The 19,550-nt window shown below is 65.0% G+C and carries 18 protein-coding genes; 17 read left to right on the top strand and 1 reads right to left on the bottom strand.

The window, feature by feature from the left end; genetic code table 11:
- Positions 1-174: 174 nt before the first annotated feature.
- The 8 genes from WN72_RS39085 to WN72_RS39050 are packed head-to-tail and all read left to right on the top strand — an operon-like array spanning position 175 to position 8,537.
- Complete coding sequence (locus WN72_RS39085) at positions 175-1,035, top strand: FAD binding domain-containing protein (RefSeq protein ID WP_092218470.1); 861 nt, start codon at positions 175-177, stop codon at positions 1,033-1,035.
- Positions 1,032-1,556, top strand: a complete 525-nt coding sequence (locus WN72_RS39080; protein WP_027564096.1) for a (2Fe-2S)-binding protein — start codon at positions 1,032-1,034, stop codon at positions 1,554-1,556. Before WN72_RS39085 ends, WN72_RS39080 begins: the two co-directional genes overlap by 4 nt.
- The gene (locus WN72_RS39075; protein ID WP_092218415.1) at positions 1,553-3,928 is read left to right on the top strand and encodes a xanthine dehydrogenase family protein molybdopterin-binding subunit; all 2,376 of its coding nucleotides are present in this window, start codon (positions 1,553-1,555) and stop codon (positions 3,926-3,928) included. Before WN72_RS39080 ends, WN72_RS39075 begins: the two co-directional genes overlap by 4 nt.
- A gap of 22 nt (positions 3,929-3,950) precedes the next feature.
- Positions 3,951-5,192: an ABC transporter substrate-binding protein gene (locus WN72_RS39070; protein ID WP_092218469.1), complete on the top strand. Its 1,242-nt coding sequence runs from the start codon at positions 3,951-3,953 to the stop codon at positions 5,190-5,192.
- Between the two features lie 10 nt (positions 5,193-5,202).
- Entirely contained in the window at positions 5,203-6,078 is an 876-nt protein-coding gene (locus WN72_RS39065; RefSeq protein ID WP_027564099.1) for a branched-chain amino acid ABC transporter permease, read from the top strand.
- Positions 6,075-7,073 carry a branched-chain amino acid ABC transporter permease gene (locus WN72_RS39060; protein ID WP_027564100.1) on the top strand — a complete coding sequence of 333 codons (999 nt, stop codon included), beginning with the start codon at positions 6,075-6,077 and terminating at the stop codon, positions 7,071-7,073. The genes WN72_RS39065 and WN72_RS39060 overlap by 4 nt, the downstream gene beginning before the upstream one ends.
- Positions 7,070-7,825 (top strand): ABC transporter ATP-binding protein, encoded by a 756-nt coding sequence (locus WN72_RS39055; RefSeq protein ID WP_027564101.1) that lies wholly within the window; start codon positions 7,070-7,072, stop codon positions 7,823-7,825. Before WN72_RS39060 ends, WN72_RS39055 begins: the two co-directional genes overlap by 4 nt.
- Positions 7,818-8,537: an ABC transporter ATP-binding protein gene (locus WN72_RS39050; protein WP_092218414.1), complete on the top strand. Its 720-nt coding sequence runs from the start codon at positions 7,818-7,820 to the stop codon at positions 8,535-8,537. Before WN72_RS39055 ends, WN72_RS39050 begins: the two co-directional genes overlap by 8 nt.
- 448 nt (positions 8,538-8,985) lie before the next feature.
- Here WN72_RS39050 and WN72_RS39045 read toward each other — a convergent pair whose 3' ends face one another.
- Complete coding sequence (locus WN72_RS39045) at positions 8,986-10,773, bottom strand: peptide ABC transporter substrate-binding protein (protein ID WP_027564104.1); 1,788 nt, start codon at positions 10,771-10,773, stop codon at positions 8,986-8,988.
- 234 nt (positions 10,774-11,007) lie between these two features.
- Here WN72_RS39045 and WN72_RS39040 point away from each other — a divergent pair, with 234 nt between their 5' ends.
- The 9 genes from WN72_RS39040 (at position 11,008) to WN72_RS39000 (ending at position 19,512) form a co-directional block, all read left to right on the top strand.
- The gene (locus WN72_RS39040; RefSeq protein ID WP_027564105.1) at positions 11,008-11,202 is read left to right on the top strand and encodes a hypothetical protein; all 195 of its coding nucleotides are present in this window, start codon (positions 11,008-11,010) and stop codon (positions 11,200-11,202) included.
- A 528-nt stretch (positions 11,203-11,730) separates the two neighbouring features.
- On the top strand, positions 11,731-12,513 hold the full coding sequence (locus WN72_RS39035; protein WP_027564106.1) for a MetQ/NlpA family ABC transporter substrate-binding protein: 783 nt from the start codon (positions 11,731-11,733) through the stop codon (positions 12,511-12,513).
- A 119-nt stretch (positions 12,514-12,632) separates the two neighbouring features.
- On the top strand, positions 12,633-13,679 hold the full coding sequence (locus WN72_RS39030) for a putative FMN-dependent luciferase-like monooxygenase (protein WP_092218412.1): 1,047 nt from the start codon (positions 12,633-12,635) through the stop codon (positions 13,677-13,679).
- 3 nt (positions 13,680-13,682) lie between these two features.
- Positions 13,683-14,282 carry a CMD domain protein gene (locus tag WN72_RS39025; RefSeq protein ID WP_167381059.1) on the top strand — a complete coding sequence of 200 codons (600 nt, stop codon included), beginning with the start codon at positions 13,683-13,685 and terminating at the stop codon, positions 14,280-14,282.
- A gap of 15 nt (positions 14,283-14,297) precedes the next feature.
- Entirely contained in the window at positions 14,298-14,876 is a 579-nt protein-coding gene (locus WN72_RS39020) for an alkylhydroperoxidase domain protein (RefSeq protein ID WP_092218410.1), read from the top strand.
- 59 nt (positions 14,877-14,935) lie between these two features.
- Positions 14,936-16,093, top strand: coding sequence for an ABC transporter substrate-binding protein (locus WN72_RS39015; protein ID WP_092218409.1), 1,158 nt, complete (start codon positions 14,936-14,938; stop codon positions 16,091-16,093).
- Positions 16,094-16,118: 25 nt separating this feature from the next.
- Complete coding sequence (locus WN72_RS39010; RefSeq protein WP_092218408.1) at positions 16,119-17,942, top strand: ABC transporter permease; 1,824 nt, start codon at positions 16,119-16,121, stop codon at positions 17,940-17,942.
- Positions 17,942-18,775, top strand: a complete 834-nt coding sequence (locus WN72_RS39005) for an ABC transporter ATP-binding protein (RefSeq protein WP_167381057.1) — start codon at positions 17,942-17,944, stop codon at positions 18,773-18,775. The genes WN72_RS39010 and WN72_RS39005 overlap by 1 nt, the downstream gene beginning before the upstream one ends.
- Positions 18,772-19,512 carry an ABC transporter ATP-binding protein gene (locus WN72_RS39000; RefSeq protein WP_092218406.1) on the top strand — a complete coding sequence of 247 codons (741 nt, stop codon included), beginning with the start codon at positions 18,772-18,774 and terminating at the stop codon, positions 19,510-19,512. The genes WN72_RS39005 and WN72_RS39000 overlap by 4 nt, the downstream gene beginning before the upstream one ends.
- Positions 19,513-19,550 lie beyond the last annotated feature (38 nt).

Here is a 19,550-nt window from a genome sequence, read left to right as displayed (position 1 = left end):
GGCCATTTCGTCGCTGAATCGCACGTCTCAAAGCCTTCATAGCCCAAGGTGCATTTGTGACCAAATGGTCATTTCCTGTTGACCGGCCTTCGGCGGCGTGTCAGGATTTTGAGACCAGATGGTTACAAATCTGGCATCCCGGCTGATGAGCCGATGGATATCGAGGAAACGGCGGTGAAGGCGAGGGCTTTCAGCTATTTTCGTGCTGCGACGATCGACCAGGCGCTGGATGCTCATGCGCGCGCCGGCGATGACGCGCGCTTCATCGCCGGGGGGCAGAGCCTCGTACCGGCGCTGTCACTGCGGCTGCAGGCGCCGCGGCTGCTGATCGACATCACCCACATCGACGAGCTGCGCGGCGTCAGGCGCGACGGCGGTTACTTGCGCATCGGCGCGCTGACACGCCATTGCGAGATGCTGAGCGAGCCGTTGATTGCCGAGTTCGCGCCACTCTTGCATGCCGCGGCACCGTTCGTGGCCCATCCCGCGATCCGCAACCGCGGCACTTTTGGCGGCAGCGTCGCGCTGGCCGACCCAGCGTCGGAATTTCCGGCCATGACCTTGGCACTCGATGCCGAGATCGAGATCGCAGGCCCGTCCGGCAGCTGCCGCGTCAAGGCCGACGACTTCTTCCTCGATCTGTTCGAGACCGCCTTGCAGCCCGGCGAGCTGATCACTGCGGTCTACGTCCCGCTGTTCAAGGCCGATCAGCGCTTTGCGTTCGACGAGCTGGCGCGACGGCGCGGCGACTATGCGCTGGTCGGCTGCGGCATGCTTGCGACTTTCACCGGCGAACGCGTTGACGACATCCGTATCTCCTTCTTCTCGGTCGGCAATACACCAACGCGGGTGAAGGGCGCCGAGGCGACCTTGATCGGATCGAGCCTGGAGGCGGAGCGTATCGCCGCAGCCCAAGCCGCGCTCGAAGGCGATCTCGCGCCACCTGACAGCGACGAGGTGCCGCCGGCGATGCGGCTGCATCTCGCCCGCGTGCTGCTCGGCCGCATGCTCGGACGTCTCGGTGAGGGCGCATGAGCGGCTTCGACCAAACCTTGCTGGATGATGCGGACGAGACCGTGCGGGTTCAATTGACCGTCAACGGCCGTAGGGTCGCCTGTGAGGTCGCGCCGCGTGAGACGCTGGTTGACTGCCTGCGCAACGAACTGGAATTGACGGGCACGCATGCCGGCTGCGAGATGGGCGCCTGCGGAGCCTGTCTGGTGCAGCTCGACGGCCGCGCAGTGCATTCCTGCCTGATGTTCGCCGTGCAAGCCGATGGCGCGACAATCAACACCATCGAGGGCCTTTCCGAGACCGGCGTGATCGCCGACCTCCAGGCCGAATTCCATCGTCGCAACGCACTGCAATGCGGCTTCTGCACACCGGGCATGCTGGTCAATGCCCATGAGCTGTTGTCGCAGGTAGCGCAGCCGAGCCGCGAGGAGATTCGCGACGCGCTGTCAGGCAACTACTGCCGCTGCACCGGCTATGAAGCGATCGTCGACGCCATCGAGGCCGTTGCGCAAGCGCGTGACCAAGGTGGAGGCACGAAATGAGCGCGCCGCTGACCTCGCTCGATCGTCCGAACTCCTATATCGGCCGGTCGGTACCGCGCCCGAACGCCAAGAGGCTGCTGGCCGGACGTGGGCGCTATATCAGCGACCTCAAGCTGCCGCGCATGCTCCATGCCGCGTTCCTGCGCAGCCCGCATGCGCATGCGAAGATCGTCGCGATCAATGCCGAGCAGGCCCTCGCGCTCGAAGGCGTGCATCTCGTGGCGACGGGCGCCGATCTCGCAAAGATTTGCACGCCCTGGACCGGCACGCTCGACCATTTCAAGGGCATGATTTCGGCACCGCAATTGCCGCTGCCGCTGGACCGCGTGGTCTGGGCCGGGCAGGCGGTTGTGGCCGTCGTTGCCGAGAGCCGGGCGATCGCGGAAGACGCGCTGGAACTGATCGAGGTCGACTACGAGGACCTTCCGCTCGTCGTCGACATCGACGGCGCGCGCGAAGCCGGCGGCCCGGTGATCAATCCCGGCAGTGCCAATAATACCTGCTTCCGTGCCCACCTCGACAACGGAACAGTCGATGAGGTCTTTGCGCATGCGGCGCATGTGGTGGAAGAGGAAATCACATTCGGCCGCCACACTGCGGTGACGCTGGAGCCGCGCGCCATCGTCGCGGACTACGATCCGTCCGCTGGCATGCTCACTGTGCATCACGCGACGCAGACGCCGTATCAGTTTCAGGACCTCTATTCGCGGCATTACGGCATCCCCGAGGCACGTGTCCGCGTGATCGCGACCGACATCGGCGGCTCCTTCGGGATGAAGCTGCATGTCTATCACGAGGACATGGCAGTGGTCGGCCTGTCGATCCTGCTCGGCCGTCCGGTCAAATATGTTGCGGACCGCATCGAGTCCTTTGTCTCCGATATCCATGCGCGCGATCACCGCGTTCGCGCCCGCATGGCGCTCGATGCCAAAGGCGAGATCCTGGCGATGGACGTGCTTGACCTGACGGCGATCGGGGCCTTCTCGACCTATCCGCGCACCAGCGTGGTCGAGGGCAATCAGGTGATCCGCCTGATCGGCGCGCCTTATCAGTTCAAGAATTACCGCGCCACGCTGGAGGTGATCTTCCAGAACAAGGTGCAGACCAGCCAGTATCGCGCCGTCGGCCATCCCATCGCCTGCGCCGTGACCGAGCGGCTGGTCGATATGGCAGCAAGCAAGCTCGGCCTCGACCCCTTCGCCATCCGCGCGCAGAACGTCATCGCGGACGATGCCTATCCGCAGACATCGCCGACCGGCTACCGCTTCGAGGCGCTGTCGCACCAGGCCTGCTTGAAGCGCCTGCGCGAGATCATGGGCTATGATGCATTGCGGGCCGAGCAGGTCGAGTTGCGCAAACGCGGCGTCTATCGCGGCATCGGGATTGCGACCTTCGTCGAGATCACCAATCCGAGCCCCGCCTTCTATGGCGTTGGTGGCGCGCGCATCTCCTCGCAAGACGGCGCCATTCTCAGCCTGACGCCCTCGGGCGAGGTGCGCTGCCTGATCTCCGTCACCGAGCAGGGGCAGGGCACGGAAGCGATCATCAGCCAGATCGTCGCCGATCAGCTCGGCCTCGCGCAGGAGCACGTCAAGGTGATCACCGGCGATACCGAGGTGACACCGCATGGCGGCGCCACCTGGGCCTGCCGCGGTGCCGGCATTGGCGGAGAGACCGCGCTCCAGGCGACGCGCGCGCTCAAGCGCAACATCCTGGAGATCGCCGCACTCATTCTCCAGGAGCAACCCTCGGCGCTCGACATCATCGATGGGCAGGTGGTTGACGCGGCGACCCGGAACCAGCGGATGCCGATCGCCGAGATCGCACGCATCGCTTATTTCCGCTCCGACACGCTGCCGCCGGGTACCCAGGCGCAGCTCACCGTGAGCCATCACTTCGCGCCGCAAGGTTATCCTTTCGCCTTCACCAATGGCATCCAGGGCTGCTCGCTGGAGGTCGATGTCGAGACCGGCTTCATCAAGGTGCTGAAGCATTTCATCGTCGAGGATTGCGGCCGCATCATCAATCCGATGCTGGTGGACGAGCAGCTCCGCGGCGGCATCGTGCAGGGGCTGGGCGCCGCGCTGTTCGAGGAATGCCGCTACAGCGAGACCGGCCAGCTGATGAACGGCTCGCTCGCCGATTATCTCGTTCCGATGCCGATGGAGATGCCCGACATCGTCATCGCCCATGTCGAGACGCCGACCGCCGACACGGTGCTCGGCGCCAAGGGGGTCGGCGAGGCCGGCACGGCGGCGGCGTCCGCCTGCGTGCTCAACGCCGTCAACGATGCGCTCGCGCCATTCGATGCCACCATCAATTCGATTCCGATCACGCCCACCAAGGTCCTGAAAGCCCTGAAGCGATTCTAGAAAAAGACAGTTGGAGGAAATCATGCCCAAATCCGGTCCGACCCCAAAGATAATCCGCCGCACCGCGCTCGTTGGCCTCTCGGCCGGCGCGGCACTGCTCGCCATGCCCCGGCTCGGCCGCGCTGCGGACGAGACGATCCGCATCGGTTTTCCGACGCCGCTCACGGGGCCGTTCGCCGCCGAAGCGCGCGACCAGGTCAAATGCGCCGAGCTCGCCGTCAAGCTCGTCAACGACAAGGGCGGCATCGGCGGCCGCAAGGTCGAGCTGCTGGTCCGTGACGACAAGCTCAACGCCGGCGAAGCCGCGACCCGCACGCTGGAGCTGATCGAGAAGGACAAGGTGCATGCCGTGGTCGGCGCGCTCTCCAGCGCCGTGCAGCTTGCAGTCAACGAGGTCACGCGCGCCCGCGGCGTGATCTACGTGTCGATCAGCCAGTCCGACACCATCAACGAAGCCAAGGACTTCAGCAAATACACCTTCCACGAGGCGCTGAACCCGCACATGACGACAGCGGCCGTGGCTCGGCAGACGCTGAAGAAGGGCATGAAGGTCGCGCACCTTGTGGCGGATTACGCCTATGGCCACGAGATGCTGCGCGGCTTCAAGCGCGCGCAGGCCGCGATCGGGGCCGACAATGTCGGCGAGATCCTGCATCCGTTCGGTGCTGCCGACTACTCCACCTTCATGCCGCGCCTGATGTCGATGCGGCCGGACGTGCTCTGCATCTCAAATTTTGGCCGCGACCAGGCCAATGCGATCAAGCAGGCGGTGGATTTCGGCGTGAAGCAGCAGATGAAGATCGTCGTCCCCGTGATCCTGCACAATCAGCGGCTCGCCGTTGGCCCCGACGTGTTCGAGGGCGTGGTCGGCGGCGCCAACTACTATTGGGGCCTGGAGACGCAAAGCAAGACGGCTGCTGCCTTCAATGCGGCATTCAAGGCCGCCAATGGCGGTGCGATTCCGACCGATTACGGCGCCTATGGCTATTCCGGCGTCGGATCGCTGCTGGCTGCCATGCAGGCCGCCGGCGGCACTGACACCGACAAGGTGGTCGATGCCCTTGAGAAACTGCAATACGATCTGACCAAGGGCCTGCAGCACTATCGCAAATGCGACCATCAGTCGGTGCAGTCGGTGCTGGTGCTGGAGTCCAAGAAGAAATCGGCCATGGCGGGCGACAACGATCTGTTTGCCATTCTCGCCAATGACGCGGGTTCCGACGACATGCTGCGGACCTGCAGCGAGCTCGGCCATGCCACCTAAGACATAGACGATGGACCTGTCGCTGATCATCATGCAGCTTCTCTCCGGGATCGCCCTTGGGGCGGTCCTGGTGATCACTGCGCTTGGACTGACGATCGTGTTCGGCATGCTCGGGGTGGTGAACTTCGCCCACGGCGCGCTGTTCATGATCGGGGCCTATGCGGGGCTGTATCTGGCGTCGCTGACCGGGAGCTTCTGGTGGGGGTTGCTGCTTGCGCCCATCCTGATCGGCGCCTTCGGCATGCTGATCGAGTTCGTCCTGATCCGCAGGCTCTATGGACGCTCGATCGACGATCCGCTGCTGCTGACCTTCGGCCTCAGCTACATCCTGGTCGAAGGCGTGCGCATCGTGTTCGGCAGCGACGGCATTCCGTTCCCGACTCCGCCGCAGCTGATCGGCGTGGTCGATCTCGGCATCGGCTTCTTCCCGCGTTACCGCCTGTTCGTCATCGCGCTGGTGGCGGTCGTTTTGCTGGTGCTCTGGCTGACGCTGGAGAAGACCCGCGTCGGCCTGATCGTGCGCGCCGGCGCCCGCGATCCCACCATCATGCAGGTGCTCGGCGTCGATATCGGCCGGGTGTGGCTTGCGATCTTCGGCCTCGGCGTCGGCCTCGCTGCGCTCGGCGGCGTGCTCGCCGGGCCCATGCGCAGCGTCAATCCGGAGATGGGTTCGCTGGTGCTGGCGGAGGCGTTCGTGGTCACCGTGATCGGCGGGCTCGGCTCGATCGTCGGCGCCGTCGTTGCCGGCCTCATGGTCGGCATCTCCATCAGCATGGTGGCGCTGTTCGCGCCCGAGATGGCGACCATCGTCATGTTCGCGCTGATGGCGGTGGTGCTGCTGATCCGCCCGCAAGGCCTGTTCGGCGTGAGAGGGAGGACCGCGTGACGCACCCTTCGAGCGGCGAAGCGGTCGCCAAACCCTCGTCCAGCGGCCTCGGCTGGCTGCTTGAGCAGCGTGTGCTGCTCTCGATCGCAGTGCTGGCCGTGCTGCCCTGGCTGCTGCCGTCGCAAGCGCTGGCCGTCAACGTCCTGATCTACGGCGTCGTGGTGATGGGCTATAATCTCTTGTTCGGCTACACCGGGCTGCTGTCGTTCGGCCAGGCCGCGTTCTTTGGTGCCGGCGCCTATTTCACCGGCATCGCGATCGGCCGCTATGGCGTGCCGTGGTTTGCGGCCGTGCCGATCGCGGTCTTGCTGAGCACCTGTCTTGCGGCCGCGATCGGTATCGTCTCGACGCGCACGCGCGGCATTTACTTCTCCATGGTGACGCTGGCGCTGGCCCAGCTGGTCTATTACGTCGCGCTGCAGGCTTCGTCCTTCACCGGCGGCGAAAATGGCCTGCGCGGCTTCACGGTCGACCGCATCAGCCTGTTCGGCTTTCAGGTCAACTTCCTCGACCCCGTCAACAAATATTACGTGCTGATGGCCTTCGCGGCGCTGGCGATGTGGTTCCAGTCGCGCATTCTCAACTCGCCGTTCGGGGCCGTGATCGAGGCCATCCGCGAGAACGAGCAGCGTGCTCGGGCTTGCGGCTATGACGTCGAGCGCAGCAAGCTGATCGTGTTCATGCTGTCGGGCGCGATCTCCTCGCTCGGCGGCTGCATGCTGGCGCTGCATCTGTCGATCGTGCCGCTGGACATCCTGCACTACCAGACCTCCGGTATGATCGTGATGATGGTGCTGCTCGGCGGCGCCCGCAGCTTCTTCGGGCCCTTCGTCGGCGCCGCGAGCTTCCTGATCCTGGAGGACGTCATCTCGCTCTGGACGCCGCATTGGCAGATCTTTGTCGGCGCGATCTTCGTGCTGTTCGTGTTGTTCCTGCCGAAGGGCATCTGGGGCACGCTGCTCGATACGCTTCGTATCGGAAAGGCGCGGCCATGAGCGGGGAACTGCTTCGCGCCGACGGGATCGGCAAGCGCTTTGGCGGCTTCGTCGCGCTCGAAGGCATCACCGTGTCCTTTGCAGCCGGACAGCTCACCTCGATCATCGGGCCGAACGGCGCCGGCAAGAGCACGTTCTTCAACATTCTCTCGGGCGCGTTGACGCCGACCTCGGGCAAGCTGCACTTCAGGGACCGCGAGCTCAACGGCCTATCGCAACACCGCTTCGTGCATCGGGGCATCTCGCGCTCCTACCAGATCACCAACATTTTTCCCGATCTGTCCGTGCACGAGAATGTGCGCGTGGCGGCACAGGCACTGACCGTGAGCTATGACATCTGGCGCAATCGGGCCCGGCTGACCGAGCTGAACGCGCGCGCCGATACGGCGCTGGAAGCGGTGGGACTGCTTGGTCAGCGCAACGAAATGGCAAAATTCCTGTCGCACGGACAGCAGCGCGCGCTGGAGATCGCGATCGCACTGGTCTCCGAGCCGGAGTTGCTTCTGCTGGACGAGCCGACCGCCGGCATGGGGCCGGAGGAGACCAAGGACATGGTGGCGTTGCTCGAACGGCTCGCCGAGAAGCGCACCGTGCTGCTGGTCGAGCACAAGATGAAGATGGTGCTGGGCCTGTCCAAGCGCGTCGTGGTGCTGCATCACGGCCGCCTGCTGGCGGACGGTGCGCCTGACGAGATCAGGAGGAATCCGGAAGTCCGCCGGGTCTATCTCGGACAGAGTGAAGGCTATGGCTGAGACAGCGCTGCTCGAAATCAACGACCTCCACGCCTGGTATGGCGCGAGCCATATCCTGCACGGCATCTCGCTGCATGTGGCCCCGGGCGAGGTCGTTGCTCTCGTCGGCCGCAACGGTGCCGGCAAGACCACGACCTTGCGGGCGATGATGGGCCTGATGCCGAAGGCGACGGGCAGTGTGCGCTTTGCGGGCCGGGAGCTGCTGCCTCTGCGCCCCCATCAGCGCTTCCATCTCGGCCTGGCTTACGTGCCGGAGGAGCGCCGCATCGTCCCGGGCCTGTCCGTGCGCGAGAACCTGCGGCTCGGTCTGGTCGCGGCGGGCGGCGACATCGATGAAGGTACCGCGATCGACGAGATCGCCGAAACCTTCCCTCGCCTCAAGGAGCGCCTCGATCAGGAGGGTGTGACGCTCTCCGGCGGCGAGCAGCAGATGCTCGCCATTGCCCGCGCCTTGATCGGTGAGCCCAAGATGATCCTGCTCGACGAGCCCTCGGAGGGCATCATGCCTGTCCTGGTCGAGGAGATGGGCGTGCTGTTCCGCCGCCTGCGCGACGAGGGCAAGACGCTGCTGCTGGTCGAGCAGAACGTCGAATGGGCCCTGCGCCTCGCCGACCGCGCCGTCATCATCGACCAGGGCGAGGTGGTGCATCAAAGCAGCGCCGCGGCGCTGCTGGCGGACAAGGACATCCAGGAGCGTTACTGCGCGGTGTGACCGACCTCAGACTTGCCGGTCGAAATGGAATCAGTCTGGCGGCGCCAGACGCAAAGGAACTCTTCAACGTGATCGAAGCTTGAATCGGCGGGCCGGCATCGCCGCCGATGGCTGGCCTGCGCGGCCCCGCCTCCCAGCCCCCCATACCCCCCGAGGGCGGGGCTGCGCTTCATCCCGAGATACGGGTCGTGATCGTCGAGGCAGACACGATCCGGCATTAGGCCTCGCGTGAAGAAAAAGCCGCCGGGTTCTGCACCCTGGCGGCTTCGAGAAGTCCCAAGCTGTTGATCGCCTCCCCAGCCTCATGCGTACCGCCGTTACCTTGTTTGCGGCCATGCCCGGGGAGTCTAGGCGAGGGCGCCTGATTCTGCTGTGACCTGAAGCACACAACACGCGGAATGTCGCAAAGCCCGCGGGCCTTGCGTTCGCCGCTCCTTCGCGTGCGTCCTCAGACCCGATACCAGCCCGCCAGATTCCACGTGATGGTGTCCCAGCCCGAGATGTCGGCCATCAGGCTGTTGACGCTGGAATTGACGATGTGGCGCGAGAGCAGCGGCAGGAAGACGTGGGCCTCGCAGAAGGTCTCGTCGACCTTGATCAGCAGCGCGGCGCGTTTGACCGGGTCGAGCTCGTTCTGGGCGGCCTTGTAGGCCTTGTCGACTTCGGGATCGGAATAGCGCGAATTGTTGCGGCCGAGCCATTTGTTGTCCTTGGTCGCGATCTCCCAGGACACGCATTGGTTCAGCAAGCGCTCCGGATCGGGCTGCGGCTGCGTCGTGTTGTACATCTCGATGTCGGCGTAGAATTTCGAGTAGGTGTCGGGATTGCCGACATCCGAGGAGAAGAACACCGATGCGGTGACCGCCTTGATCTCGATCTCGATGCCGGCCTTCAGGCAGGCCTGCTTGATGATAGCCTGCGTCTTCTGGCGCGGCGCGTTGGTCGAGGTCTGGAACACGTATTTGAGCTTCTTGCCGTCCTTCTCGCGGATGCCGTCTGCACCCTTGGCCCAGCCGGCCTCGTCGAGGATCTTGCTCGCCTTGTCGATGTCGAACTCGTAGTTCAGCTTGGGGGACTTGAACTGCTTGGGCGCGTTGACGAAGCTCGCAGTTGCGACGGCGCCGCGTCCGTAGATGAACTTCTGGATCGAATCGCGGTCGATCAAGAGATTGATCGCGCGGCGAACGGCGGGATCGGACAGCGTCGGGTGCTTGGTCTTGACGCTCGACCGCTCGCCGTCGACCTCGGTCCAGGGATCCGTCGTGTTGAGGATGATGAACTCGACATTGCCGGAAGGCGTGATGTCGAGCTTGCCTTTGCCGCCCGCCTCCATGCGCTTGAGGACCTCCTCCTCCACCTGCATGTTCCAGGCAAAATCGTATTCGCCGGTCTGCAGGACGGCGCGCGCCGCGGAGACCGCATCGCCGCCGCCCTTGATCTCGATCGTGTCGAAATGCGGCTGATTCTTGATGTGATAGTCGGGATTGCGTTCGGCGCGGATCAGGTCGCCCGGCTTGAACTCGACGAACTTGTACGGCCCGGTGCCGACCGGCTTCAGATTGCCGGGCGCCTCGCGCGACTTCGCGCCGACATAGTCGGCGAAATGATGTTTTGGCAGGATCTGGCCGACCGAGCCGACGAAGGGATCGGCCCAGAACGGCGTCGGGGCCCTGAAGTTCACCTTGACGGTATGGTCATCGATTTTCTCGACCTTGATGTCTTTGTAGGATCCCGTGGTGTAGGCCGCGGTCGCAAGATCGGCGGCATAGGCCCACGTGAAGACGACGTCGTCGGCGGTGAAGGGCTTGCCGTCATGCCACCGCACGCCCTGCTTCAGCTTCCAGATCACGCTCATGCCGTCCGCCGCAAGGCCGCCATTGGCCTTGGTCGGCGCCTCGGCGGCAAGGCAGGGGATGAGGTTGCCCTCCTTGTCCCAGCCCGCGAGCGGCTCGAAGAAGATGCGCGAGGCGATCTGGTCCTTGGTGCCGAGCGCGAAATGCGGATTGAGCAGAGTGGGAGCCTGCCAGAGCAGGAGCTTCAGCGGGCCGCCGCCGCCGGCCTTGGTCGGCTTGTAGGGCAGCGTGGCGTCCGCCATCGCCACGTCATTCCAGAGCAGGATCTGGCTTGCGATCGGCGCCGCGATCCCGACCGCGGCCATGGTCTGGATGAACCCGCGCCGCGACAACGTGCCTTGCTTCACCTCCGCGATTGCCTTGCGGATGTCGTTCTCGTCCATCAGATGGCCTCCACTTGGAACATTCGTCGCCAGCGTCCCATCATGTTTCATCACGGACGAGGCGGCAATGCCGGCAAGGGGCGGCAAGAGCGGAAAACCCTGCGGCGAAATGGCGGAGGCGCGCGGCGGATAAGCATGGTCGATCGCCGGCCACGCCTGCTTTCACGGGGATGGTTGTGGAACGCCGCAGCGCGACGGCCGTTCCATCTTTTTAGGCGGGATCAGGAGGCTCCGATGGGCGAGGGAGAGGACCATTTTGCGCGTCTGCTCGGGCGGGCGGCGATGGACGTGTGGGGAGATATGCCCCGCGACATCCAGGAGGCGCTGTTCGAGACCGCGATGAAGCAGCGCGACGGCGAGCGCGAAGACCTCGCACGGCTGCTGCACGCGCGCCACCCGCGCACGCAGCATCCGTCAAAGCCGGCTTGAAGCGCCGGGCCGTTCGTCCCCAGGAGGAACGTTCGCAAGCGAACCTCGTTTTCCAGACGGGCGTTGCGTCAGATGCAGCGGGCGAGAGAGGCACGCGAATTTGTTCGGCGAGGTGATCTTCGTGAGCGACCTGTTTATCGGAATGTCGATCGGAAAATGGTACGATCCGATCTCGGAGCGATGGATCACGCCGCCTGAGGCCAAGCCGGCCGGTAGCCGCTCACGCTCGGAGCCGGAGACAAGCCCCGATGTCCGCAAAAGGTGCGAAACCCAGCGAATCTGGAATCTGCTGGTCGACAGCGCGCGAGGATGACGTCGAGAGAGCGCGCGAGAGAGCGCGGCTGGCCGTGATGCGCCGGCCGCTTGTCGCGGGCGCAATCGCTGCCGCCAATTCGTTTCACGTTCGGTGGTGAATCGAGAAGGCGCAGCCCACGACTTGCCGCCAATATGGATATTCATTTCATTGATTTCGCCCGGCGGAGAAGCGAATACGGTTCCCATCATTGCCGCAGACTGCCGGAGACCAAGATGTCGTTTCGCCTTCCCCTGATCCTTGCAACCGTGCTCGCCGCCTGGTCCGCTGCTGCGAGCGCCGAGACCATCAAGATCGGCGTGACGCCGGGACCGCATGCGCAGATCCTCGAAGCGGTGAAGCCGGTCGCCGCCAAGCAGGGCCTCGACATCCAGCTGATCGAGTTCTCCGACTACGTCGTGCCGAACGCAGCGCTCGATGCCGGCGAGATCCAGGCCAATTCGTTCCAGAACCAGCCTTATCTCGACAACCAGAAAGCCGATCGCGGCTACAAGATCGAGTCCGTCGCGCTGACCGTGAACTTCCCGATCGGCGTCTATTCGAAGAAGCACAAGGCCTTTGCCGATATCCCCGAGGGCGGCAAGGTCTCGATCCCGAACGATCCGACCAATGGCGGCCGCGTGCTGCTGCTGCTGCGCGACAAGGGCGTGATCAAGCTGAAGGAGGGCACCGGCTTCAAGCCGACGGTGCTCGACATCACCGAGAATCCGAAGAAGCTGAAGTTCATCGAGGTGGATGCGGCGCAGGCGCCGCGCGCGCTCGACGACGTCGACGCCGCCGCGATCAACACCAATTATGCAACCCAGGCGGGGCTCGATCCGGTCAAGGATCCGATCCTGCGCGAGGATCCGAAGGGGCCCTATGTCAACCTGATCGCGGTCCGCACCGCCGACAAGGACAAGCCCTGGGTCAAGACCCTCGTGGACAGCTACCACACGCCGGAGGTCAAGGAGTTCGTCCTGACCAAGTTCAAGGGCGCGGTGCTGCCGAGCTGGTAGGCAGACTGCCTGGCTTCAGCGCAGGGCCGTCCCGGCGGGCAGCCTTGCGCAATGCCCGCTTGTCTGGAGCTGCGGCAACCGACATCATCGGGGCCCATCCTCGCCCGGCAGGGGTCGTAATGAAACGCTTCGCAAACCTGAAACGACTGGGATTCTTCACGCGCCTCCTCGACGAGGCGCCGCCCGCCGAGCGCTATCGCTTCGCCGCCGAGCAGATAGTGCGCGCCGAAAAGGCGGGCCTCGATTCCGCGTGGATCGCGCAGCATCATTTCCACGAACGCGAAGGCGGCCTGCCGTCGCCCTTCACCTTCCTGGGCTATGTCGCCGCCCAAACCTCGCGCATCCGCCTCGGCACAGGCATCGTCACGCTGCCGCTCGAGAACGCGGTGCGGGTGGCCGAGGACGCTGCCGTCCTCGATCTCATCTGCAACGGCCGCTTCGAGCTCGGCGTCGGCACCGGCGGCAACCCGTCGGCCTTTGCTGCCTTCGGCCTCGACAGCACCCAGCGCAACGAGATATTTGCCCGCAATCTGGCGATCGTCCGCGCCGCGCTGACCGGCAAGGTGCTCGAAGGTGGCGACACGCTCTATCCGCTCCGGCCGCAACTGGACGGTCGGATCTGGCAGGCGACGTTCTCGGTCGCTGGCGGTGCCCGCGCCGGCAAGGCGGGCGATGGCCTCCTGCTGTCGCGCACCCAGCCGCGGACCAAGGACGCGCCGAAGGCGATGCTTGCCGAGATCCAGAACCCGATCATCGATGCCTATCTCGAAGCACTGCCGCCGGGCTGCGAGCCGCGCATCATGGCCTCACGCAGCGTCTTCGTCGCCGACGACCACGCCGAGGCGATGCGCCTCGCCGACATCGGACTGCGGCGCGCGCTGCCGCAATTCATGAAGGGCGGGCACTTGCCTCCCGGCGAGACGCTGGAAGAGATGATCACGGCGTTCGACACCCATGTCGGCGCGGTCGACGACGTCATCGCCTCGCTCCGCACGGATGCTACGCTGGAGCGGGTGACCGATCTGGTCTTCCAGGCCCATTCGGTCGATGCGCCGCATCCCTATGTCCTCCGCTCGATCGAGCTGGTCGCGGAGAGGGTCGCGCCGGCGCTGGGCTGGGTCCGGACGGCGGCGACCGACGGGCATCAACGTGTTGCACGAGGCTGAATGATGGGCACGACGGATATCATCGACACGCTCGCCGGGATCGAGCCGGGCTCGGCCCTGGACGCCATCCGCGCCCGCCGCCTTCAGGCGCGCGAGAACGCGCAGAAGAGCTATCTCTCTCTGTTCGAGCCGATCGACGCCAGCGAGTTCTCGCTTGTGGAACGCGCGGCAATCGCGCTCTTCGTCATCGGCCTGCACCGCGAGCCCAATGTCACCGCCTTCTACCGGGCGAAGCTAGCGGCGGCCGCCGATGGCGCGCGCCTGGTGGAGGTTGTCGAAGCCGAAATCGGGCGCGGCGAAACCTCAGGGCCGTACGGCGCGTATCCGGCCGGGCCGTTGTCAGCCGAGAACACGGCCGGCTTGATCTACCGCGTGAGTGCAGAGGGCAAGTCCGCCCTTGGCGGCAGACTAGCCGCGGCGTTCGAGCACGCGCATCTGCTGGTGTTCCGTCCGCGCGATGCCGCGTCCGCCGACATGAAGGCACTGCTCGCCGCCGGCTGGTCGACCAGCGGCATCGTCACGTTCTCCCAGCTCGTCGCATTCCTGTCGTTCCAGGTGCGCGTCGTCACCGGCTTGCGCACGCTCGCTGCCGTGAACGCATAAGAGGAGGCAGCAATCATGAGCGCCACCGTCACTCCGCCCGTCGTCTTCACCCAGGATGAGCTCGGCTGGGTCTCCTGGATCGATCCGCTGCCCGAGGCCGAGCTGACCGAACGGCATTTCAATGGCCTGGTCGATCGCGCCCGCGCCAAGTCGGAATATTTCCGCCTGCTGGTGCGCGACCCTGAAGTCCTTGAAGCCCGCACCAAGACCGACAAGGACATTTTCTACAACGTGGCCGACGGCCTGCCGCGCGCCGAGCGTGAACTCGCGGCTGCCGCGACCTCGCGCTACAACGGCTGTATCTACTGCGCTTCCGTGCATGCGCGCTTCGCCAGCACTTACTCAAAGCGCCGCGAGGACGTGCAGCGCCTGCTCGACGAAGGCGTCAAGGCCGATCTCGGCGAGCGCTGGAATGCCGTGGTCAAGGCCTCGGTGGCGCTGGCGGCGACGCCGATCGCGTTCGGTCCTGAAAATATCGAGGAGCTGCGCCGGGCCGGGCTCGACGATGCCGAGATCGTCGACGTCATCAACGGCGCCTCGTTCTTCAATTGGGCGAACCGGCTGATGCTGTCGCTCGGCGAGCCCTCCAAATAGGCAGTCTCGCCGGCACAAGAATTGCTGCTTGTTTCAACATTGAGTGGATGGAGCCGTGCATGAGCAACATCGATCGCCGTACCCTGGTCAAAGGCTCGCTTGCCGCCATGGTGGCGGGAGCCGCCTTCTCGCGCAGCGCGTTTGCGCAATCCTCCGAGCCGATCCTGCTCGGCGTCAGCGGTCCTCTGACCGGGCCGAATGCGCAATATGGCACGCAGTGGAAGCAGGGATTTGATCTCGCACTCGACGAGATCCAGGCGGCCGGCGGCATCAACGGCCGCAAGCTCGCTTATCAATTCGAGGACAGCCAGAGCGATCCCCGCCAGTCGGTCGCAATCGCGCAAAAATTCGTCTCCGATCCCCGCATCGTCATGGAGCTCGGCGACTTCTCCAGTCCCGCCTCGATGGCGGCATCGCCGATCTATCAGCGCGGCGGCCTGGTGCAGTTCGGCTTCACCAATTCGCATCCTGACTTCACCAAGGGCGGCGACTTCATGTGGAGCACATCGGTCAGCCAGGCCGACGAGCAGCCGCTGTTGGCGCGCTATGCGGTGAAGCGCCTCGGCCTGAAGAAGCTTGCGGTGCTGCACCTCAACACCGATTGGGGCCGCACCAGCCGCGACTATTTCGTCAACGCCGCGAAGGAATATGGCGCGGAGATCGCGGTCACCGAAGGCTACATCGCGGAGGAACGCGACTTCCGCTCCACCCTGGTGCGCGTGCGCGATGCCAATCCGGACGGACTGATCCTGATCTCCTATTACTCCGACGGCGCGTTGATCGCGCGCCAGGCGCGCCAGGTCGGATTGAAGCAGGTGATCTGCGCCGCAAGCTCGGTCTACTCGCCGAAATTTTTGGAGCTCGGCGGCGAGGCGGTCGAGGACGTCCATGTCGGCACGCGTTACTTCCCAGAAGACCCGCGGCCCGAGGTGCAGAAGTTCATTGCCGGCTTCAAGAAGAAATACAACGGGCTGGAGCCCGACGCCTTCAACGCCTACTCCTATGATGCGATGAACATGGCGGCCGCGGTGGTGAGGATCGGTGGCGCCGACCGCAAGGCGATCCGTGACGCCTTCACCAAGGTCAAGGACGTTCCCAGCGTCATCTTCGGCACCGCGACGTTCGACGTCGCGACCCGCCGCGTCAAGGGCGCCATGAATGCCGAGCTGGTCGTGCGCAAGGGTCAGTTCGCGCTCTGGGACGGCAAGCCGACCTGATCTCCCTCCTCAGTAGGAACCCAGCGTGTCTTCCTGGCTCGACTACACGATCAACGGGCTGATCGTCGGCAATGTCTACGCCCTCGTTGCGGTCGGGCTCGCGCTGATCTTCGGCGTCAGCCGGCTGATCAACTTCGCGCAAGGCTCGATCTATCTGGTCGGGGCCTATATCGGCTGGGTCGCGGTGGTGCAGTTGCATACGCCGCTGCCGCTCACCATCATCGTGGTCGCGGCGGCAGCTGCGATCGTCGGCTTGGTCATCGAACGTTTCGGCCTGCGGCCGCTCCAGAACTCGGTGCGCATCGCGCCGCTGCTGGCGACCATCGGCATCAGCTTCGTGCTCGATCAGCTGGTGATGCTGACCTTCTCGCCCAACCCGCGCGCGCTGCCGAGCCAGTTGCCTGATGTCCGCTTCCAGGTCGGCGGCGGCACCATCGGGCCGCTCGACCTGCTGATCGCCGGCGTCGGCATCACCAGCGCGCTCTTGCTGTTCGTGTTCCTGCGCTACTCTAAGCTCGGCTGGGCGGTGCGCGCGGCCTCGCAGGACCGCGACGCCGCGATGCAGATGGGCGTCGACGTCAACCGCGTCAATCAGGCGGTGTTCGGCATTGCCGCAGCGCTCGGCGGCGTCTCCGGCATGCTGGTCGGCATGTACTACAACCAGATCGACACCGCGATGAGCCTGCAGGCGACGCTCAAGGGCGTCGTCGCCGAAGTGGTCGGCGGCGCCGGCAACGTACCCGGTGCTGTCATCGGCAGCCTGCTGCTGGGCCTCGTCGAGAGCTACGGCGTTGCCGTGTTCGGCACCAGCTACCGTAATCTGTTCGCGTTCCTGCTGCTGGTGGTCGTGCTCGTGTTGCGGCCGAACGGATTATTCGCCAGCGCACGGCAGGCGCCGCCCGAGCCGCTCACCGGCACCTTCATCGCGCCGAGCCGCCCGGTGCGCATTCCGCGCTGGGCGTTGCTGGTCGCGGTCGCGATCTTCGCGGTCCTGCCGTTCTTCCCGGTGTCCTTCTACGTGCTCCAGACCCTGATCAACGCCTGGCTGCTCGGCATGCTCGCGCTCAGCCTGACCCTGGTGGCGGGCACGATGGGGCAGGTCTCGCTCGGGCACGCGGCGCTGCTCGCGATCGGCGCCTATACCTCGGCGCTGCTGTCGCTGACCCTCAACGTTCCGGTCGGTCTCGCCATCATCGCCGGCGGGCTGATGAGTGCCGCGCTCGGCACGACGCTGATCTCCCCGTCGTTCCGGCTGCGCGGGCATTATGTGTCGATCGCGACGCTCGCGATCGGCGAGATCGTGTCGCTGGTGATCCTGAACTGGGAAAGCGTGACTCGCGGACCGATCGGCATCTCCGGCATCCCGCCGCTGTCGCTGTTCGGCTACGATCTGGTCAGCCCGACTTCGATCTACTGGTTCAGCTTTGTCGTGATGGTCGCACTCGCTTTGCTGCAGGGCCGCTTGCTCGGTTCGCACCTTGGCCGCAGCTTTCGCGCCATCCGAGACGACGACATCGCCGCGCGCGCGTATGGCCTCAGCCTCAACCGCTACAAATCGCTGGCCTTCATCTTCGGCGGTTTTGCTGCCGGCGTCAGCGGCGCCATCGCCGCGCATCTCTATTCCTACATCAACCACGAAACCTTCAACACGCAGCAATCGATTCTGGCGCTGACCGTCGTTATCCTTGGCGGCCTCGGCAATGTCGTCGGCGCCATCGTCGGGGCGATGGCGCTGGTCGGCCTGCCCGAAGTGTTCCGGATCGCGGCGGAGTACCGCATCCTGATCTACGGCATCGTGCTGCTCTTGCTCGTGCGGTTCAGGCCGCAGGGCCTGCTGGGGACGATGTGATGGCGGAGCCCATGCTGTCCCTGCGCGGGCTGACGCGCCGTTTCGGCGGCCTCACTGCCGTCGATGCCATCGATCTCGATCTCGCCAGGGGCGAGCTCATCAGCATCATCGGCCCGAATGGCGCCGGCAAGACGACGCTGTTCAACCTTGTGACTGGTCTCGACCGGCCCGACGCCGGCGTGGTCCACTTCGAAGGTCAGGACATCACGGGCTTGTCGCCGGAACGGCTCGCAGCCGATGGCATCGCGCGCACCTTCCAGCTCGGCCGCGTGTTCGGCAATCTCAGCGTCATGGACAATGTCCTGATCGGCGCGCACACGCGGCTGCGCGCCGTGAAGCCGGCGGTGCCGGTGATCGGCCCGCTGCTTGAATTGGGCCTGGCGCTGCTACGTCCCGCCAGCGTCAAGGCCGAGGAGAAGCGGCTGCGCGAGGAGGTGAAGGCCATCCTCGCGCGCTTCGGCGAGCGGCTGCTGCCGCGGATCGACCAGCCCGCCTATAGCCTGTCCTACGCAAATCGCCGTCGCGTCGAGATCGCACGCGCGCTGGCGCTGAAGCCGCGCCTCTTGCTGCTGGACGAACCAACCGCCGGCATGAACCCGACCGAGACGGCGGAGATGCAGGCGCTCGTGGCCGAGCTGAAGGCGGAAGGGCTGACCATCCTCCTGATCGAGCACAAGCTTGAGATGGTGATGCGGCTCTCCGACCGCGTCATCGTCATGGACGAGGGCAAGAAGATCGCGGAAGGGCCGGGCGAGGAGGTCCGCAACGATCCCAAGGTGATCGAGGCCTATCTTGGTCACGGCCTGACGCCAGAGCAGGAGAGCGCGGCATGACGGCGAGCACACCCGAACCGCTGCTGGTGGTGTCGAACGTCAACACGTTCTATGGCCAGGCCCAGGTGCATTTCGACCTCTCGATCACGGTCGCGCGCGGCCACATCGTCTGCCTGCTCGGCGGCAATGCCAGCGGCAAGTCGACGACGATGAAGATCATCTTGGGACTCGTGAAGCCGCGTTCCGGTGATGTAACTTTCGATGGTGCTTCGCTGCTGGGTTTGACCACGCCGCAGATCGTCCGCCGCGGCATCGCCTCGGTGCCGGAGGCGCGGCGGCTGTTCGCCGACATGAGCGTCCGTGAGAACATTCTGATGGGCGCCTTCGTGCGCAACGATCGCGAGGTGGTGGCGCAGGATCTCGACAGGATGCTGACACTCTTCCCGAAGCTCGGTCAGCGGCTGTCGCAGCGTGCCGGCTCGCTCTCCGGCGGCGAGCAGCAGATGGTCGCGATGGCGCGCGCGCTGATGAGCCGTCCCAGGATGATCGTGATGGACGAGCCGACCATGGGCCTGTCGCCGCTCTATGTCGATCGCGTGCTGGAGCTGATCCGCACCATCAACCAAGAAGGCGTGTCCGTCTTCATGGTCGAGCAGAATGCCAGCCTCGCGCTCGAGATCGCGCATGAGGCCTATGTGCTCCAGACCGGCAGGATCGTGCTGTCAGGCCCGGCGCGTGCGCTAAAGGACGACCCCCGCGTGCGGGATGCCTATCTCGGCGGCTCCGAGGCGGCGTAGTGCGATCTATCCACTCGTCATGGCCGGGCTTGACCCGG

The sequence above is a fragment of the Bradyrhizobium arachidis genome, assembly GCF_015291705.1.
GTDB classification, from domain to species: domain Bacteria; phylum Pseudomonadota; class Alphaproteobacteria; order Rhizobiales; family Xanthobacteraceae; genus Bradyrhizobium; species Bradyrhizobium arachidis.
The sequence above is the reverse complement of the archived record's forward strand: the minus strand, read 5'-3'. Positions and strand labels throughout refer to the sequence as shown.

Coding starts and splice junctions, on each gene's coding strand:
- WN72_RS39055 (WP_027564101.1), top strand. CDS start 7,070: ATGAGCGGGGAACTGCTTCGCGCCGACGGGATCGGCAAGCGCTTTGGC.
- WN72_RS39035 (WP_027564106.1), top strand. CDS start 11,731: ATGTCGTTTCGCCTTCCCCTGATCCTTGCAACCGTGCTCGCCGCCTGG.
- WN72_RS39050 (WP_092218414.1), top strand. CDS start 7,818: ATGGCTGAGACAGCGCTGCTCGAAATCAACGACCTCCACGCCTGGTAT.
- WN72_RS39005 (WP_167381057.1), top strand. CDS start 17,942: ATGGCGGAGCCCATGCTGTCCCTGCGCGGGCTGACGCGCCGTTTCGGC.
- WN72_RS39070 (WP_092218469.1), top strand. CDS start 3,951: ATGCCCAAATCCGGTCCGACCCCAAAGATAATCCGCCGCACCGCGCTC.
- WN72_RS39000 (WP_092218406.1), top strand. CDS start 18,772: ATGACGGCGAGCACACCCGAACCGCTGCTGGTGGTGTCGAACGTCAAC.
- WN72_RS39080 (WP_027564096.1), top strand. CDS start 1,032: ATGAGCGGCTTCGACCAAACCTTGCTGGATGATGCGGACGAGACCGTG.
- WN72_RS39025 (WP_167381059.1), top strand. CDS start 13,683: ATGGGCACGACGGATATCATCGACACGCTCGCCGGGATCGAGCCGGGC.
- WN72_RS39015 (WP_092218409.1), top strand. CDS start 14,936: ATGAGCAACATCGATCGCCGTACCCTGGTCAAAGGCTCGCTTGCCGCC.
- WN72_RS39075 (WP_092218415.1), top strand. CDS start 1,553: ATGAGCGCGCCGCTGACCTCGCTCGATCGTCCGAACTCCTATATCGGC.
- WN72_RS39040 (WP_027564105.1), top strand. CDS start 11,008: ATGGGCGAGGGAGAGGACCATTTTGCGCGTCTGCTCGGGCGGGCGGCG.
- WN72_RS39045 (WP_027564104.1), bottom strand. CDS start 10,773: ATGGACGAGAACGACATCCGCAAGGCAATCGCGGAGGTGAAGCAAGGC.
- WN72_RS39065 (WP_027564099.1), top strand. CDS start 5,203: ATGGACCTGTCGCTGATCATCATGCAGCTTCTCTCCGGGATCGCCCTT.
- WN72_RS39020 (WP_092218410.1), top strand. CDS start 14,298: ATGAGCGCCACCGTCACTCCGCCCGTCGTCTTCACCCAGGATGAGCTC.
- WN72_RS39030 (WP_092218412.1), top strand. CDS start 12,633: ATGAAACGCTTCGCAAACCTGAAACGACTGGGATTCTTCACGCGCCTC.